This window comes from Shewanella nanhaiensis (genome assembly GCF_019457885.1).
GTDB lineage: Bacteria > Pseudomonadota > Gammaproteobacteria > Enterobacterales > Shewanellaceae > Shewanella > Shewanella nanhaiensis.
The window spans coordinates 1-16,415 of sequence record NZ_JAHZST010000014.1 but is presented as its reverse complement, the minus strand read 5'-3'; the positions used below and the strand labels follow the sequence as shown (position 1 = coordinate 16,415).

Genomic DNA, 16,415 nt, shown 5'->3' with positions numbered 1-16,415 from the left:
AGTAAAGTACTATATCTTTATATTTTTGCACTAGCTTAATTAACAAAAAAACAACAAACAGCAAGGTCTGAGTTAATACTAAAACTATAAGTCTTATTAAAACCGTCTCAAAATCGAGACTTCATAATAGTCAATACATTTAAACGTAAATTAACAGTATAAATTACACATTAAAATTTGTAAGTCTAAATAATGACTGAACTTTAAGTTAATAAGCTTGCTCACTTATCATTTTTATATATTTCACATAAAAAAAAGAACAAATAATTTACAAATTCCGTTTGCTACTAATTGTAACCGTATTAATTTTGTTCTAATAAATCGTTTACAGATTAAAATACTAATCACTTTATATCTTACTCTTAGTATTGCTGCTCATTATTTGGCCAGCAGTACAATATCAATCTATTTATACTTATTAATAAGATTATTATTCTAAGGTTATTTAATATACAGATTAGTATTAATCAGTAATCACCATCTAAAAGTGTAAATAGCTCTTTCTCCTCTTTAAAAATCAACTAAACCGTTAAGTTTTTTGATGTTTTAGGATAGACTCAAGAGATAACCGTATTGAGAGAACGTCTATGAGCCAGCGAACACTTCATATCCTCTTCAAACCTAAGTCCATCGCAATTATTGGTGCTTCTAATATTGAAAAACGCGCGGGCAATGTGGTGATAAAGAACCTGCTTGCAGGAGGCTTCTCAGGACCAATCATGCCTGTCACCCCAAAATATGAAGCTGTAATGGGGGTGTTGGCTTATCCCAATATTGAAGCACTGCCATTAATTCCCGATCTTGCCATTATCTGTACAGCAGCATTTCGTGTACCGGCTATAGCGGAGACCTTGGCACAATTTGGTTGTAAAGTAGCGATCATTATGGCTTCAGGTATGGCAGATCAAAGCCATGAAGATGGACTCAGTTTATTAGAGGAAACGAAACAGAACGCTCAACGTTATGGAATGCGCATTTTAGGCCCGAACAGCTTAGGTATGATGCTACCCAACCTAGGACTTAATGCCAGTTTAGCCCATACCAGTGCCCTACCAGGTAAAATAGCATTCGTATCTCAATCTGCTGCAATCTGCACCACAGTGCTAGATTGGGCGAATAATAAAGGAATTGGCTTCTCCTCCTTTATCTCTTTAGGCGATGCGACCGATATCGATTTCGATGAATTGCTCGACTACCTTGGACGAGATTCTCGCACCAGCGCTATCTTGCTCTATGTTGACTCTATCAATAAAAAGCGCCATTTTCTTTCAGCAGCACGAGCAGCGGCAAGAAATAAACCTATCTTAGTGATCAAATCAGGCCGAAGTTTTGAAGGCTCTAATGCGGCCAAGTTACATACAGGGGGATTGACGGGAAATGACGCCGTTTATGAAGCCGCTTTTCGACGAGCGGGTATGTTACGAGTCAATGATCTGATTGAACTTTTTGCCGCTGTGGAGACCTTAGCTCACTCATCCCCTCTACTGGGTGAACGACTGGCCATTGTCAGTAATGGCGGTGGCCCCGCAGTCCTCGCCTTAGATCAGTTGATCTTGGGAGGCGGTAAGAGTACGACACTGGATATCGATACCTTTACACAGCTAGATGAGCAACTGCCCTCTACCTGGTCAAAACAAAACCCAGTAGATATAGGTGGTGACTCAGACGCCAAACGCTATACACAGACAGTTAAAATAATGATGGACAGTGGTACAGCAGACGCCATTTTGGTGCTGCACTCCCCCTCTGCACTAGGTGATAGTGTAGAGATTGCAAGCTGCCTCGCTGAGATGATCTCAACCCACCCTAAACACAGCAAGGTTAACGTCCTGACAAACTGGAGTGGTGAAGACTCAGCTTATTTGGCCCGAAAGCACTTTAACAAAGCAGGGATCCCAACCTATCGAACACCAGAGGGGGCGGTAGGTGCCTTTATGCACATGGTAGAGTATCGTCGTAACCAAAAACTCCTCCAAGAAGTCCCAGAGTCCATCCCCGAAAATATACCTACAGATGTTGAGTTAGCAAGAACGCTACTCACTCAAGCTTATGACGCAGGCAAACGCATTCTTGAAACCCATGAGTCGAAAGATATTCTATCAGCTTATGGATTAAAAACCATCGACACCTATGTAGCAGATACCCCAGAAGACGCCGTAAAAATTGCTAACGCGATTGGCTATCCTGTCGCCATTAAGGTGCAATCCCCTGACATTCATCATAAGTCTGATGTACATGGCGTTATGCTAAATTTAAGCAGTCAAGATGAGGTTTGCCTTGCAGCAAAGGCGATTAAAACGCGTGTACATGATATCAACCCAGATGCAGAGATTGAGGGATTAATCGTCCAAAAGATGGCTCTAACAGCCGGTGCACAGGAGATACGAGTTGCAGTTATCGACGATCCCGTTTTCGGTCCAGCGATTTTATTAGGAGAAGGAGGCTCAGAGTGGGATCCTGCAAGAGATGCTGTTGTTGCACTACCGCCATTAAATATGACCTTAGCCCGTTATATGGTGATTCAGGCACTTAAGACACAGAAATTAAAAGACAGGCACTTGCCACTAGGCCTAGACATGAACGCCTTGTGTGTCATGCTGACACAGATCTCGCACCTAGTCATCGACTGCCCTGAAATTGCTCGTTTAGATCTCAATCCGGTACTGTGCGCTGGTGAAAACATCACCCTGCTTGATGTGAATATTCAACTGCATCAAGTACAGATAGATAACGCCTCAAGGCTTGCAATCTCACCTTATCCAAAAGAGCTCGAACAGCAAACCACATTGAAAAATGGTCGTGATGTGATGTTAAGGCCCATCTTGCCAGAAGATGAACCTAAACACCTTATTTTCGATAACTCACTCTCCGATGAAGACAGGTATAAACGCTATTTTGGCGTTAGATCTAAAATGACCCACGAGGAGATGGCGGTATTAACCCAGATAGATTATGCGAGAGAGATGGCATTTATCGCCATTGGTAAAGATGAAAACGGAGAAGATCTGACCTTAGGAGCCATCAGAGCATCTATCGATCCCGACAACACCGAAGCTGAATTTGCCATGGCGGTACGAAGCGATCATCAGGGACAAGGTTTAGGCCGATTACTACTTGAAAAACTCATCAATTACTATCGTTCTAACGACACACAGGTGTTGACAGGGTTTACCATGTTTGAAAACCGAAGCATGGCAAATCTGGCTAAAAGCTTAGGTTTTACAGTTACTTTTGATATGGAGGAGCATCTAATTAAGATGGATATGCAACTAAAATAATAGCTGCCTTTGGGGTTTTAACAGTCTTTGAAAGTCGCCGTTAAAACCCTAGCTCCGACTAAGATTCAGCCAACTCACTACAGATGCAGTTACGGCCAGAGGATTTAGCTCGGTAAAGTGCCTCATCGGCTCTAATAAAGTAACTCTCTCTGTCATCAGAGTTGTGCAAAGTAGAAACACCAACAGAAACGGTAATTGAACCAAGGGAGTGCTTATCCTCCTTACCAATGCTGAGCTTTTGATTCGCTATCTTCTTGCGCACTAGCTCCGCCACCGTCAATGCATCATTTAACTCAGTATTAGGCAATAAGACAACAAACTCTTCTCCACCATATCTGGCAACGAAATCAGTTCCCTTGACTGTTTTCTTAAGAGCTAAGGCAACATAAGCGAGCACCTTGTCACCAATTAAATGGCCATGGGTATCATTAAAGGTTTTAAAGTGATCAATATCGACGACTAGCAAACAGCTTGCACTATGATCTTGCTTGTAATGTATCATGTGCGATTCAATCTCTTTCTCAAACGCTCGGCGGTTAAAGAGAGAAGTTAACTGATCGGTTTGCGCCACAATACTCAGGTTTTCCATCTCAGACTTAAGCGAGTTAACCTCTTCATTCATGGTATTGAGACTAGCCTCCATCTGCTTGTTATCACTGATGACACTTCCCATTTCGTCGGCTAATGTATTTACCAACTTCAACAAAACATCGGCATCAACAGTTTGTTTAAGCTCTTGATGAAACTCACTTAATGTCTCAGTTAAGTTTGCAGTACCGCTACTCATCTGAGTGACTTTTTCCAGTAGATTATTGATCACCAATTGTGTCTCTACATGGACATTTTCTATCACTTCAGGAGATTGCTCCAAAATATAATTTTTTACCAGCTCACTGTTTATCTCGGCCGTAAAAGTCACACCTTTTGAGATATACTCATCAATGGTACGATTTAAGTCTAAATTAACCCCCAAAAAATACTCATACCAAACAGAGTAGTTATCTGGAGTAACAGGAATATCCAGTTCAGACATTTTAGGTACAGCATGCCTAAGAATTTTTGCTGAGACCTCAATATCAGAAAGATGTTTCGCTAAGTTCATGCTTCACCGCCATGGATTATTATTGTATTTTCAATGGTTAAATTGCCACATCCCTATGATATCTGTCATCAAATAAAAGATCATTCATCATTAACACCTACTCATGAATAAGTATGACATTTAACCATTCTATAACAATAACCAAATAAAATGGCGTTGCCATCCATTTTTTTGAAGTTTTTAACTGGATTTCACCCTACAAGAGTTAAATAGGTCAAGATTTTTGTCATAAATAGATGTTTTCACGTTCATCACCCCCAAGAGGGAGTCAAAAAGGTTATCGTGTGAGAAGCCACCTTTTTCAGCTTTCTCTCCTAGGCAAACAGGATCCAGCCTATTTTCAGTTACAAACGAAGGCGCGAACCAGGTAAGCATTGGGATCTTTATCTGCTCATCTGGCGCCACAACATAGGGAGAGCCATGCAGATATAGCCCCTTCTCTCCCAATGACTCACCATGATCTGACATATATATCATGCCAGTATTAAACTTTTCACTCTCAGCTTTTAATTTATCTATTACCCGACTGATAATGTAATCCGTATAGAGGATCGTATTATCGTAGGTGTTCATTAATGCTTCATCGCTACAGTTTTGTATATCACTGCGAGGACAATCTGGTATGAACCTCTTATGCTCTAATGGGTACCTTAAATAATAGGTAGGACCGTGGGAGCCCATAATATGTAATACGATTAAAGCATCACGACTTTCTATCTTGGCAAGTTCCTTATCTAATTGATCTAGCAGTACTTGATCATAACAGGAATGACCATCACATAACTCAGGGTCGATGTCTTGTTTAATAGTGATATTGGTTATTCTGTCGCAGACACCTTTACAGCCACTATCATTATCAAGCCATACTTGCTGAATACCTGCATGATCAAGTACATCGAGCACCCCATCCTGCGCTTGGGCTCTTCTGGCATCGTAATTCTCACGCTTCATATTTGAAAACATACAGGGAACAGAAACCGCTGTAGCCGTTCCACATGATGTCATATTTTTAAATGCGGTAACGCCATGTTTCTTGGTATAGGAGTTCGTCGGTTTATCATAGCCATAGTACTCATAATTCTTAGCTCTCGCCGTTTCACCAACCACGAGCACCATAAGATTGGGCTTACCGGTACTGTTAGTGTGCATGTTTACAGCATCTAAGCCTTGCTGCTGATAATCTAGCGGAGTTTGAAAATAGTGACGATTAGTATATTTTGCTATTGAAGCAATGACATAGGTTGGAACAATAAAACGTTTAAGTTCATCATTGTTCCGACCAAAAGCGACATAACTCTGATAATAAAAGAAGCCTATTACGCCCACACCTATCAACATCATCAGCATAAAGCCCAGTTTATGGATCGCCTCTTTCATGACAGGTTTATAGGCAATTTTCACCTTCCAGATAAGAGAAGCGGGTATTAAGCCTGTCAAAATAAAGTTGAGTACAGATGAGAAGTTAATGTAGGTAAAGGCTTCTGCTTGATTTGTCTGCACCATGTTCTCAATCATACCGGTATCAAACACTACCCCATATTGAAGCGCAGCAAAGAAAACACTCGATGAAAGTAGCGTCATTGCAATAAAAATGGGTTTCAATAGGTATTTGACACTGAAAAGTGAAAAGATAAAGCTAAGTACAAAAGTGAGAAAAAGGGGAATGCTAGCGATAAAGAGCGGATCGACTTCAGCTTGCTTCTCTACTCCTTTCTGAACAATATGAAAAAAAGGAACATTAAAGATGCACACATAGAATATGGCAATAGTCAGGGTAAATTGGTTAATGGTTAGTATTTTAAAACGAGATAGCACAGGATTCACTCACAAATTGTTGATAAACAAGCAAGATATATAAGCAAAACATCTAAGGTTAGATGAATGCGCGCCATAATAACAACGCAACATAGAGTCATCAATTCATCTTTTAACACTTATTAAGCATAGCAACAAAGAAGCAGCCAGTCCGACACGAGGCAGTAACAAACATTGCCAATTTGGCTATCTATATGAGATGTATTACTCTAGTTAATTGCTATGACCTTGAAAAAAATGGGGAGTTCAGTGTGGTTATGAATTATAACTTCATCCATAACCTTAACCGAAAATATAGAAACTCATCCTATGGTGAGATTAAAACTCAGCGTTAACGCGCTCAAGGAAATTGAGTAACAGCTCTCTCTCCTCTTGGGTAAATTTAACGGTTAGCTCACTCGTGAGTTGATGATGTAACTCATCATGCTCCTCAAACATCTCCAGCCCTTTCTCCGTCAGCTCGACTAAAATTGAGCGTTTGTCTAACTCATTGGGTTTTCTGATCACTAAACCTGACTTAACCATTTTATCTATTTGTACTGTCAATGTGCCTGTCGTGACACCAATTTTATCAGCAAGCTCTTTCATCCTCATGGGGCCACTGCCCCCTAAAATCTCAACCGTATGAACTTGAGGTAATGAAACCTCCTTCCCTTTAACCACGGCTTGCTCCCAAGATGAGAGTTTTTCATAAAACTCAACCATGGCATGGTTGAGCATATCTTCAGTAGACTTCATCGTAATAACACTTCATATGTGGGCTGTTCATGACAAGCATTCTGCCTGACGGCAAGTATTCAGTTCAATGGTCAAATGACTAACTTGAGTAAAATCACTTAGCTTTGCTTTAAAATACTCCACGTCTTCTGGGTTGTGGCTCACGATAGAGATAGCTGCAGCGTAATGATCGGCACTAATTTTCCAAATATGCAGATCGGCGACTTGATGATCGCTCTCAGCTTCAATCAACTCAGTTATCTTAAGTCGATAGCGATCCTCGATACTCCGATCCAATAATATTGGTGAAGTTTGACCTAAAAGTTGCCACGCCCAACGAGTAATAATGATAGAGCCAACAACTCCCATTAAGGGATCTAACCAAGTTAAGCCATACCACTTACCAAACAGTAGAGCAACAATGGCCAAAATAGAGGTCAAAGCATCTGCAAGAACATGCATATAAGCAGCACGTAGATTGTGATCATGACCTTCATGCTCATGCTCATTATGATGGTGACCATGAGCATGACTATGTCCATGGTGATCTTTTAACAGTACAGCACTAATAAGGTTGACTGTTAAACCGATAATGGCGACAAATATCGCCTCACTAAATTGGATCTGGTGAGGGCTAAAAAACCTAACAACAGATTCTACCAACATAATTAACGCAACCATACCAAGTGCAATAGCACTGGTGAACCCTCCTAAAACACTCACCTTGCCTGTACCAAATGAAAAGTCAGGATTATCAGCATGCTTTCTCGCATAATAGTAAGCAAAAAGTGTGATCATAAAAGCAGCGGCGTGGGTCCCCATATGCCAGCCATCGGCCAGTAGAGCCATGGAGCCATATATTGTACCTGCTGCTATCTCAACAATCATAGTGATCACAGTCAGATAGAGAACGTAGCGCGTATTTCGCTCTCCATTATGATTGAGATGTGCGAATTGATGTGGATGTTGCCATGGTGCTATCGAATGCTCTTTCTCAGTCATATCTAACTAACTCTATATTTTTGTAGATGTGATTTATCACTTTTTTGATTAAGGTACTTTGATAATCAAACTAAAATCATTCTAATATAGTTTGATTATCAAAGTATATTTAATTTAAAAATAATTAACCCTTTTCTGTATCCGATGCGTTTATAGAGTTAAATTATATTTTATATAAGTCCATACGGAGACATTATGACAACACCTAGCATCACTTTTTCGGCTAAACGTATTATCACAGCATCAGCATTGGCACTCTCAATGCTTTCATTCAATGCATTGGCGACTAGCCCTGCCCACCCAAGCGGACTCAATCAAAACATGATCACCTCAACGGCTTTCGACTCAACTAACTATCTAGCTGAAAAGAAAACTGAGATGTTTCCGGCGCCAAGTGAAGGTATGGAACAGCACATTTTGACCTTACAACCACTAGACAACGAAAGTGACTATATGGTGGAGATACAGATAGGGAAAACACAATTAGTAGATTGCAACAAACATGGTTTATCTGGTGAGCTTACAGAGCATGCTGTCAAAGGTTGGGGCTATAACTACTATCAAGTAGACAGTATTAACCCAGGGCCAAGTACCATGATGGCTTGCTTTGATAAAGCCAAAACTGAAGCCTTCTTATCTATCCCAGGCTCTCTAAAAGTTAACTATGACAGCCGTTTACCTAAGGTATTTTACTTACCGCAAGGAAGTGAGCTTAGATACCGGATCTGGTGTGTTGATAGCCAGTTCAATGTCTCTAAAGTAAATTAAGTTAAGTTAAATTCATTCCCAACAAAAAAGGCTACCAGATGGTAGCCTTTTCTTATAACGCGAATTCTAATTGAATTAGATCCCGCTGATCGCTTCTTTACAAAGTTGAGTAATACGCGACCAATCTCCCTGCTCCATCGCATCAGTTGGCGCAATCCAGCTTCCACCGATACAATCAACGTTTTTAAGTGCTAAATAGTCTTTATAGCTACTTGGGGTTATACCACCGGTTGGGCAGAAACGGATATCAGCAAGTGGGCCAGAAAAAGCCTTAAGCGCATTCACACCACCAGATGCCTCAGCTGGGAAAAACTTAAAGTTGGTGTAACCAAGCGACATACCTGTCATCACTTCAGAGATACTGGCAACACCAGGAATTAATGGCACAGTACCATCCATCGCCGCTTTCAACAGACTTGGAGTTGCACCAGGTGTAATAACAAACTGTGCACCAGCGTCAACCGCTTGCTGCAGCTGGTCTTCATTTAAGATAGTACCTGCACCAACCAATGCATCAGGCACCTCTTCTGCAATCTTGGTGATCGCTTCTAAAGCGCAAGGTGTACGTAACGTAACTTCTAACACGCTTATTCCACCAGCCACTAACGCTTTAGCCAATGGTACAGCGTCTTCAATCTTGTTGATCACCATTACAGGAACAATCGGGCTACGATTAAAAATATCTTGTGGTTGTAATGACCAGTTATTCTTAGACATTGCGGTATTTTCCTAATTAATAGTTTTCATCAATGGCACTGGTGCAACGAGCGCCAGTTTCCGGACTACTTAAATTTGAACGTAATGCACCAAATAACTCTCGGCCCATTCCATAACTTGTACTGCGAAGGTCGACCTTTTCAGGCTCTCTGTCTGCAATTTCTGACTCAGAAACCAGCAGTGTTAGCTCACCTGTTTTAGCATCGACTCTGATCATATCGCCATTTTGGACCTTAGCGATTAACCCACCGTCTAACGCTTCTGGCGTGAGGTGGATTGCGGCTGGTACCTTGCCCGATGCACCAGACATACGGCCATCAGTAAGGAGCGCAACTTTAAAGCCGCGATCTTGTAGTGTGCCTAAAATCGGCGTGAGTTTATGCAGCTCTGGCATGCCTACGGCTTTAGGGCCTTGACCCTTTACCACCACAACACAATCTTTATCTAACTCACCCGCTTTAAAGATGGCATCAAGCTTATTTTGATCGTCAATCACAACAGCTGGCGCTTCAACGATACGATGCTGCTCCTGCACCGCAGAGACTTTAATCACAGCTCGGCCAAGATTACCTTTCAGTAGCTTAAGGCCACCGTTTGCTTGAAAAGGCTCACTGACTTTAGTTAACACTTCAGCATCTAAGCTATCGACTTGGCCATCTACCCAAGTAAGCTCACCATCAATAAGACGAGGCTCTTGGGTGTATTTACGTAAACCGTAACCTGCAACGGTATTCACATCTTCATGCAAAAGACCTGCATCAAGCAGCTCTCGAACTAAAAATGCCATGCCACCAGCGGCGTGGAAATGGTTGATATCTGCATGGCCATTTGGATAAACGCGTGCAATTAATGGCACCGCATCTGACAGCTCAGAGAAATCATCCCAGTTAACAATGATGCCAGCAGCGCGAGCCGCTGCCACGATATGCATGGTTAAGTTAGTAGAGCCACCAGTCGCTAACAATGCAACGATGCCGTTCACGATAGACTTTTCGTTGACCACTTCACCAATAGGCGTGTATTGGGTTCCCATTTGTGTCAAACGACACACCTGCTTAGCGGCAGTTTTATTGAGCGCCTCACGCAATGGATCGTCAGGATTAACAAATGATGAACCTGGTAGTTGCAGGCCCATCACCTCTAGCATCAACTGGTTACTGTTAGCCGTGCCATAGAAAGTACATGTACCTGCACTGTGATAAGAGGCTGACTCTGCTTCGAGCAACGCACTGCGATCAACCTTCCCTTGAGCGAACTGTTGACGTATACGCGCCTTCTCTTTATTTGGGATCCCTGATTTCATTGGGCCAGCTGGTACAAATAGCATTGGTAGGTGACCAAAGCTCAATGCACCGATCAACAGACCCGGTACAATCTTGTCGCAAATACCCAGTAGTAAAGCACCATCAAACATATTGTGAGAGAGACCGACCGCTGTTGACATGGCAATAACTTCACGGCTCAGCAAGCTAAGCTCCATGCCAGGTTGACCTTGGGTCACACCATCACACATAGCAGGAACACCTGCTGCAACTTGTGCAACACTGCCTACTTCGTTACATGCTTGCTTAAGCAGATCAGGGTAAGTTTCATAGGGCTGGTGCGCCGAAAGCATGTCATTAAATGCGGTAACAATGCCGATATTGGCCTTAGTTAATGCCTTGATTGACTGCTTCTCATCGGGTTTACAAGCTGCAAAACCATGGGCTAGATTACCGCAACTCAGAGAACTACGGTGAACGCCACTGTTCTTGGCCTCATCAAGTGCCGCGAGGTATTGAGCTCTGGACGCTTGACTTCGAGCTATGATTCTATCTGTTACTGTCTGGACTACTGAGTGCATAATTTCTCCTTAAGCGCTCCAATAAACGTCGACAGGTGTCTTATGTTGATCTAAGACAGCTCTGATCGGCATGCTATTAGCATCTTGGCTTTCGAGCGCTTGACGATAAACAGCTAACTTTTGTTCACCGACAATGTGTAAATAAATTTGGCGACTGGCTAAGATCGCTGTTTTTGACAGCGAAAGTCGTGGATTGGGTGCAGCGCCAGGATTCACGGCGATGCAAAGCTTATCCGTTGAGAGTGCTTGCTCAATCTCTTTCGAGCAGGGGAACCAAGAACAGGTATGTCCATCATTGCCCATGCCTAATACCACGACATCGAAAGGACGTGGAAAGTGCGACAACTGCTCTATCGCCATGTCACACCCCTCTTCAGGTGTTGAGAACATGTTTTTTAAACCACGGAACTTGGCATTTACCGCTTTATTTTGTAAAAGGTGGGCTCTAACTAATTTCTCATTAGAGTCATCAGAGTCTCCATCCACCCAACGCTCATCAGCTAGCGTGATATACACATCACTCCATTCAATCGGCTTATTACTGAGGAGTTGAAATAGTTTCAATGGCGTAGAGCCACCAGAGACAATTAAGCTTGCCTTTCCACGGGAGTCAACAGCCTCTTGAAGTTGCTTTGCAATGCGCTCAGCAAGCTGGTTCTCTAACGCTTCTTTGTTATCAAATGATTTGAATACACTTTCTTTAATCATCATCTCAATCCTTTACTCGTCCCAAGAACGGCCATCTTTTGCTATCAAAGCAACTGATGCTACCGGTCCCCAGCTACCCGCTGGATAAGGTTTAGGCTTCTCGTTACTCTCTTCCCAAGATTGAATGATTCCATCAACCCAAGTCCAAGCCTGCTCAACCTCATCACGACGAACAAATAGCGCTTGGTTACCCAACATAGCCTCAAGTAGCAAACGTTCATAAGCATCCGCGATACGTTCATTTTTAAAGGTATCGGTAAAGCTTAAATCCAGCTTGGTGGTTTGAAGACGCTGCTTCTGCTCAAGGCCTGGTACTTTGTTCATCATCTGGATCTCAACACCTTCATGGGGCTGAAGACGGATAGTCAACTTATTTGGCGGCAAGTTACGGTAGTTAGAGCGGTAGAGATTATGAGGCGGATTTTTAAAGTACACCACAATCTCAGAGCTCTTAGTTGGCATGCGTTTACCGCTTCGAAGATAGAAAGGTACGCCCGCCCAACGCCAGTTGTCGATATCGACACGCAGAGCAACGAAGGTTTCTGCATTTGATTGGGTATTTGCGCCCTCCTCTTCCAAGTAACCAGGAACTGGCGAACCTTTTAAGAATCCTGAAGAGTACTGCCCACGTACGGTATTCTCATAGATGTTATCGAGATTAATTGGACGAAGTGACTTAAGCACTTTCACTTTTTCGTCACGAATGCTGTCAGCATCAAGGTTGACTGGAGGATCCATCGCGACAAGTGTTAATACTTGCAAAAGATGGTTTTGGATCATGTCTCTCATCTGACCCGCTTTATCGAAGTAACCCCAACGACCTTCGATACCAACCTCTTCAGCCACAGTGATCTGTACATGATCTATGGTTCTGTTATCCCACTTAGAAGCAAACAAAGAGTTGGCAAAACGCAGAGCAATAAGATTCTGTACCGTTTCTTTACCTAAATAGTGGTCGATTCGATAAACCTGATCTTCATTATAAAACGCAGCAACTTGATCGTTGATCACTTTCGATGAAGCGAGATCTGAGCCAATAGGCTTTTCAAGTACAACGCGAGAGTCAGGTTGAATAAGGTTTTGTTCGTGAAGACAGCGACAGATATCACCGAAGATAGCAGGGGGAGTAGCGAAATAACTGACCATCACGCGCTTGTGTGGTTCTAACAGTTCATGGAAAGCCTGATAACCTTCTGACTCTGTAAAGTTAGTGCCTATGTAGTGACAACGAGTTAGGAAACGGGCCAGAGTCTCTTCACAGAGTTCCTCTTTTACAAAGCCTCTTAGTGCTTTAACGACTAACTCATTAAACTCTTCATGGGTAAAAGCATCTTTAGCAACGCCGATCACTTTCGTATCTTCGTTAAGCAAACCAGCCTTATCCAATTGGTATAAAGAAGGCAGTAATTTGCGACGAGCCAAGTCACCTTTAGTTCCAAACAATACAAAATCACAAGCTTTGGCTTCTGGTGTTGTTATGCCCATAGCTTCTTAATCTCCTTTCATCGCTGTGTCCCATCGAATCGATGAGAATTCACATGTTTGTTGTAATATAACAACAGAATTTATGAATTGCATCAAAATTCTGCAAAAAGACGACACTTACTGAACTAGGCATTTCTATGAATTATCTGATATGCTTTTTGTGATTAAATTACTATATATAGTAGAAAGTTTTATCAGTTCATTAATTATAATTCGTCGTACAGGTCAAGTTTCTACCTTTTAGAAACTTTCGAAACCGACAAAAAAGAAAAAATATAATTACATTACTTTCGAGTGGATATACGCATATGAATACCCTAGAAAAGGTTCAAAAAAGCCTTACACATTTTAGTAAATCAGAGCGAAAAGTAGCAGAGGTTATACTAGCCTCCCCTCAAACCGCGATCCACTCTAGTATCGCAACACTGGCTAAAATGGCTGATGTGAGTGAGCCTACTGTAAATCGTTTCTGCCGTCGCTTGGACACTAAAGGTTTTCCAGACTTTAAACTTCACTTAGCTCAAAGCTTAGCGAATGGTACACCTTACGTCAGTCGACATGTTGAGGAGGATGACAGTCCTGACTCATACACAACAAAAATCTTTGAGTCATCAATGGCTTCCCTTGATACTGCAAGGCAAAGTATAGACACAGCAGCCATTAACAAGGCCGTTGATATCTTGACTCAAGCCAAAAAGATCTCCTTTTTTGGCCTAGGCGCATCGGCTTCTGTGGCCCATGACGCTCAAAATAAATTCTTCCGTTTTAACGTCCCTGTTATCTGTTTTGATGACGTTTTGATGCAACGAATGAGTTGTATCAATAGCGGAGAAGGTGATGTCATTGTACTCATTTCGCACACTGGACGCACTAAATCTATGATAGATATTGCCCGTATAGCCCGTGAAAACGGCGCGGCAGTCATAGGTATTACTGCCCGTTACTCCCCCTTATCAACCGAGTGTACTCTACCGGTGACAATGGAAGTGCCTGAAGATACAGATATGTACCTCCCCATGGCCTCACGTTTAGCACAATTGGTGGTCGTTGATGTCCTCGCAACAGGTTTTACTCTGCGCCGCGGACCACGTTTTAGAGAAAGTTTAAAACGTGTAAAAGAGGTTTTAAAAGAGTCTAGGATCGACAAAGATTCAGTACTGTAACTCAATTTCCTCCCCAAAGTGGCAGTACGACTTTCTTATTACTGCCACAATTCTTCCCTAATTTAGCTTAACTTCACATATTTTATATCTTGCGCTAGATCATTTTGTTTGTAATTTTCCTACAAAACCACAAATTCTCTGTTAATATAGTGTCAGATTTTTTTTAAACTTACCGGAGTATCCCATGTTCCGCAGAACCAAAATCGTAACAACTCTAGGTCCAGCAACTGACCGCGATGACAATTTACGTCGTATTATCAAAGCTGGCGCAAATGTCGTTCGTCTTAACTTCTCTCACGGTTCACCTGAAGATCACCTAAAGCGCGCTACTGATGCACGCAATATAGCAAAAGAGCTTGGTGTTCATGTCGCTATTCTTGGCGATCTACAAGGTCCAAAGATCCGCGTATCAACTTTCAAAGACAACAAAAAGGTGCAGCTGGACTTAGGTAACAGCTTCATCTTGGATGCTGATCTTGAGAAAGGTGAAGGCGACGAGCATCAAGTTGGTATCGACTACAAAGAGCTTCCAAATGATGTCAACATCGGTGATATCCTGATGCTTGATGATGGTCGTGTTCAACTACGTGTTGAAAAAGTAGAAGGCAATAAGGTTCACACCACAGTCACAGTTGCGGGTCCTTTATCTAATAATAAAGGGATCAACAAGCAAGGCGGTGGTTTATCAGCAGCAGCGCTTACTGAAAAAGATAAGCGTGACATTGTCACCGCTGCTGAAATTCAAGTTGATTACCTTGCCGTCTCCTTCCCTCGTAGTGGTGCAGACCTTAACTATGCTCGCTCATTAGCACAAGCTGCAGGCAGTAATGCACTGATTGTCTCTAAAGTTGAACGCGCTGAAGCTGTGGCAACAGATGAAGCGATGGATGATGTCATCCTTGCCTCTGATGTAGTTATGGTTGCACGAGGTGATTTAGGTGTTGAGATCGGCGATCCAGCGTTAGTCGCTGTGCAGAAGAAGTTAATCAGTCGCTCTCGTCAACTGAACAAGAGTGTGATCACAGCAACCCAGATGATGGAGTCGATGATCACTAGCCCAATGCCAACCCGTGCAGAAGTGATGGATGTGGCGAATGCGGTTCTCGATGGTACTGACGCGGTTATGCTTTCAGCAGAAACAGCCGCTGGTGACTTCCCTGAAGAGACAGTAAAAGCGATGTCGAACGTCTGTCTTGGCGCTGAAGCTCACCCAAGCGTGCAAGTATCCAAGCACAGACTCGATGAGAGCTTTGACTCAGTTGAAGAGACCATCGCCCTATCGACTATGTATGCTGCGAACCACCTTAAAGGTATCAAGGCCATTGTTGCCTTAACGGAATCTGGTGCTACCGCGCAGTTAATGTCTCGTATTAGTTCAGCTCTGCCTATCTTTGCTCTATCACGCCATGAAGTGACATTGGCCAAGATGGCACTGTACCGTGGTGTTAAGCCTGTTCACTTTGATTCAACCACAGTGAGCGCAGATGATATCGCACGTAAAGCATTAGAAACTCTTGCAGAATCTGGTGATCTGAAAAGCGGCGATATGGTCCTGATGACTAAGGGTGATTCAATGGAGACAATCGGCGGCACCAATACTTGTAAAGTATTGATCGTCGCATAATCTCTATCGAGTGATGATAAAAGGTTCGCCGCGGCGAACCTTTTTTATGTCTAACAGTTTACAGAGAAGTAAAGAATCCACCTTCTGAAGAAGGTGGCTTTGCATTAGCCCCCTAAAAGGGGGCGTTGTCTACTTCAAATCTAATTGCGGCTGCTCCTGTTTTTCAACCTTTTCTTGATGCCTTACATATCTT

At 42.5% G+C, this 16,415-nt stretch carries 12 protein-coding genes and 1 pseudogene; 4 read left to right on the top strand and 9 right to left on the bottom strand.

The features are described from left to right. Window positions 1-587: 587 nt before the first annotated feature. The gene (locus tag K0625_RS17280) at window positions 588-3,278 is read left to right on the top strand and encodes a bifunctional acetate--CoA ligase family protein/GNAT family N-acetyltransferase (protein WP_220110841.1); all 2,691 of its coding nucleotides are present in this window, start codon (window positions 588-590) and stop codon (window positions 3,276-3,278) included. A 58-nt stretch (window positions 3,279-3,336) separates the two neighbouring features. Here the strand turns inward: K0625_RS17280 and K0625_RS17275 are convergent, their stop codons facing one another. From K0625_RS17275 to dmeF, 4 genes are all read right to left on the bottom strand, one after another. Beyond that, on the bottom strand, window positions 3,337-4,380 hold the full coding sequence (locus K0625_RS17275; protein WP_220110840.1) for a GGDEF domain-containing protein: 1,044 nt from the start codon (window positions 4,378-4,380) through the stop codon (window positions 3,337-3,339). 180 nt (window positions 4,381-4,560) lie between these two features. After that, on the bottom strand, window positions 4,561-6,195 hold the full coding sequence (locus K0625_RS17270; RefSeq protein WP_220110839.1) for a phosphoethanolamine transferase: 1,635 nt from the start codon (window positions 6,193-6,195) through the stop codon (window positions 4,561-4,563). A gap of 318 nt (window positions 6,196-6,513) precedes the next feature. Further along, window positions 6,514-6,933 (bottom strand): MarR family winged helix-turn-helix transcriptional regulator, encoded by a 420-nt coding sequence (locus tag K0625_RS17265; RefSeq protein WP_220110838.1) that lies wholly within the window; start codon window positions 6,931-6,933, stop codon window positions 6,514-6,516. Window positions 6,934-6,960: 27 nt separating this feature from the next. After that, the gene (gene dmeF / locus K0625_RS17260) at window positions 6,961-7,914 is read right to left on the bottom strand and encodes a CDF family Co(II)/Ni(II) efflux transporter DmeF (RefSeq protein WP_220110837.1); all 954 of its coding nucleotides are present in this window, start codon (window positions 7,912-7,914) and stop codon (window positions 6,961-6,963) included. A 195-nt stretch (window positions 7,915-8,109) separates the two neighbouring features. Here dmeF and eco point away from each other — a divergent pair, with 195 nt between their 5' ends. Beyond that, window positions 8,110-8,682 (top strand): serine protease inhibitor ecotin, encoded by a 573-nt coding sequence (gene eco, locus K0625_RS17255; RefSeq protein WP_220110836.1) that lies wholly within the window; start codon window positions 8,110-8,112, stop codon window positions 8,680-8,682. A gap of 75 nt (window positions 8,683-8,757) precedes the next feature. Here the strand turns inward: eco and K0625_RS17250 are convergent, their stop codons facing one another. From K0625_RS17250 to zwf, 4 genes are read right to left on the bottom strand one after another with little or no spacing between them, the layout of a single operon-like run. After that, the gene (locus K0625_RS17250) at window positions 8,758-9,399 is read right to left on the bottom strand and encodes a bifunctional 4-hydroxy-2-oxoglutarate aldolase/2-dehydro-3-deoxy-phosphogluconate aldolase (protein ID WP_220110835.1); all 642 of its coding nucleotides are present in this window, start codon (window positions 9,397-9,399) and stop codon (window positions 8,758-8,760) included. Window positions 9,400-9,415: 16 nt separating this feature from the next. Continuing rightward, window positions 9,416-11,242 (bottom strand): phosphogluconate dehydratase, encoded by a 1,827-nt coding sequence (gene edd / locus K0625_RS17245; RefSeq protein WP_220110834.1) that lies wholly within the window; start codon window positions 11,240-11,242, stop codon window positions 9,416-9,418. Between the two features lie 9 nt (window positions 11,243-11,251). Next, complete coding sequence (gene pgl, locus K0625_RS17240) at window positions 11,252-11,950, bottom strand: 6-phosphogluconolactonase (protein WP_220110943.1); 699 nt, start codon at window positions 11,948-11,950, stop codon at window positions 11,252-11,254. Between the two features lie 12 nt (window positions 11,951-11,962). After that, window positions 11,963-13,435 carry a glucose-6-phosphate dehydrogenase gene (gene zwf, locus K0625_RS17235; protein ID WP_220110833.1) on the bottom strand — a complete coding sequence of 491 codons (1,473 nt, stop codon included), beginning with the start codon at window positions 13,433-13,435 and terminating at the stop codon, window positions 11,963-11,965. Between the two features lie 308 nt (window positions 13,436-13,743). Here zwf and K0625_RS17230 point away from each other — a divergent pair, with 308 nt between their 5' ends. After that, entirely contained in the window at window positions 13,744-14,598 is an 855-nt protein-coding gene (locus K0625_RS17230; protein WP_012325158.1) for a MurR/RpiR family transcriptional regulator, read from the top strand. Window positions 14,599-14,782: 184 nt separating this feature from the next. Next, the gene (gene pyk, locus K0625_RS17225) at window positions 14,783-16,222 is read left to right on the top strand and encodes a pyruvate kinase (RefSeq protein WP_012325159.1); all 1,440 of its coding nucleotides are present in this window, start codon (window positions 14,783-14,785) and stop codon (window positions 16,220-16,222) included. A gap of 129 nt (window positions 16,223-16,351) precedes the next feature. Here the strand turns inward: pyk and K0625_RS17220 are convergent. Next, window positions 16,352-16,415 (bottom strand): annotated as a pseudogene (locus tag K0625_RS17220) (IS200/IS605 family transposase); the annotation flags it as partial.

What these genes read in the sequence shown, in the direction of transcription:
- pgl (WP_220110943.1), bottom strand. Translation starts at nt 11,950, where the DNA reads ATGATTAAAGAAAGTGTATTCAAATCATTTGATAACAAAGAAGCGTTA.
- K0625_RS17230 (WP_012325158.1), top strand. Translation starts at nt 13,744, where the DNA reads ATGAATACCCTAGAAAAGGTTCAAAAAAGCCTTACACATTTTAGTAAA.
- zwf (WP_220110833.1), bottom strand. Translation starts at nt 13,435, where the DNA reads ATGGGCATAACAACACCAGAAGCCAAAGCTTGTGATTTTGTATTGTTT.
- K0625_RS17280 (WP_220110841.1), top strand. Translation starts at nt 588, where the DNA reads ATGAGCCAGCGAACACTTCATATCCTCTTCAAACCTAAGTCCATCGCA.
- eco (WP_220110836.1), top strand. Translation starts at nt 8,110, where the DNA reads ATGACAACACCTAGCATCACTTTTTCGGCTAAACGTATTATCACAGCA.
- K0625_RS17275 (WP_220110840.1), bottom strand. Translation starts at nt 4,380, where the DNA reads ATGAACTTAGCGAAACATCTTTCTGATATTGAGGTCTCAGCAAAAATT.
- edd (WP_220110834.1), bottom strand. Translation starts at nt 11,242, where the DNA reads ATGCACTCAGTAGTCCAGACAGTAACAGATAGAATCATAGCTCGAAGT.
- pyk (WP_012325159.1), top strand. Translation starts at nt 14,783, where the DNA reads ATGTTCCGCAGAACCAAAATCGTAACAACTCTAGGTCCAGCAACTGAC.
- K0625_RS17250 (WP_220110835.1), bottom strand. Translation starts at nt 9,399, where the DNA reads ATGTCTAAGAATAACTGGTCATTACAACCACAAGATATTTTTAATCGT.
- dmeF (WP_220110837.1), bottom strand. Translation starts at nt 7,914, where the DNA reads ATGACTGAGAAAGAGCATTCGATAGCACCATGGCAACATCCACATCAA.
- K0625_RS17265 (WP_220110838.1), bottom strand. Translation starts at nt 6,933, where the DNA reads ATGAAGTCTACTGAAGATATGCTCAACCATGCCATGGTTGAGTTTTAT.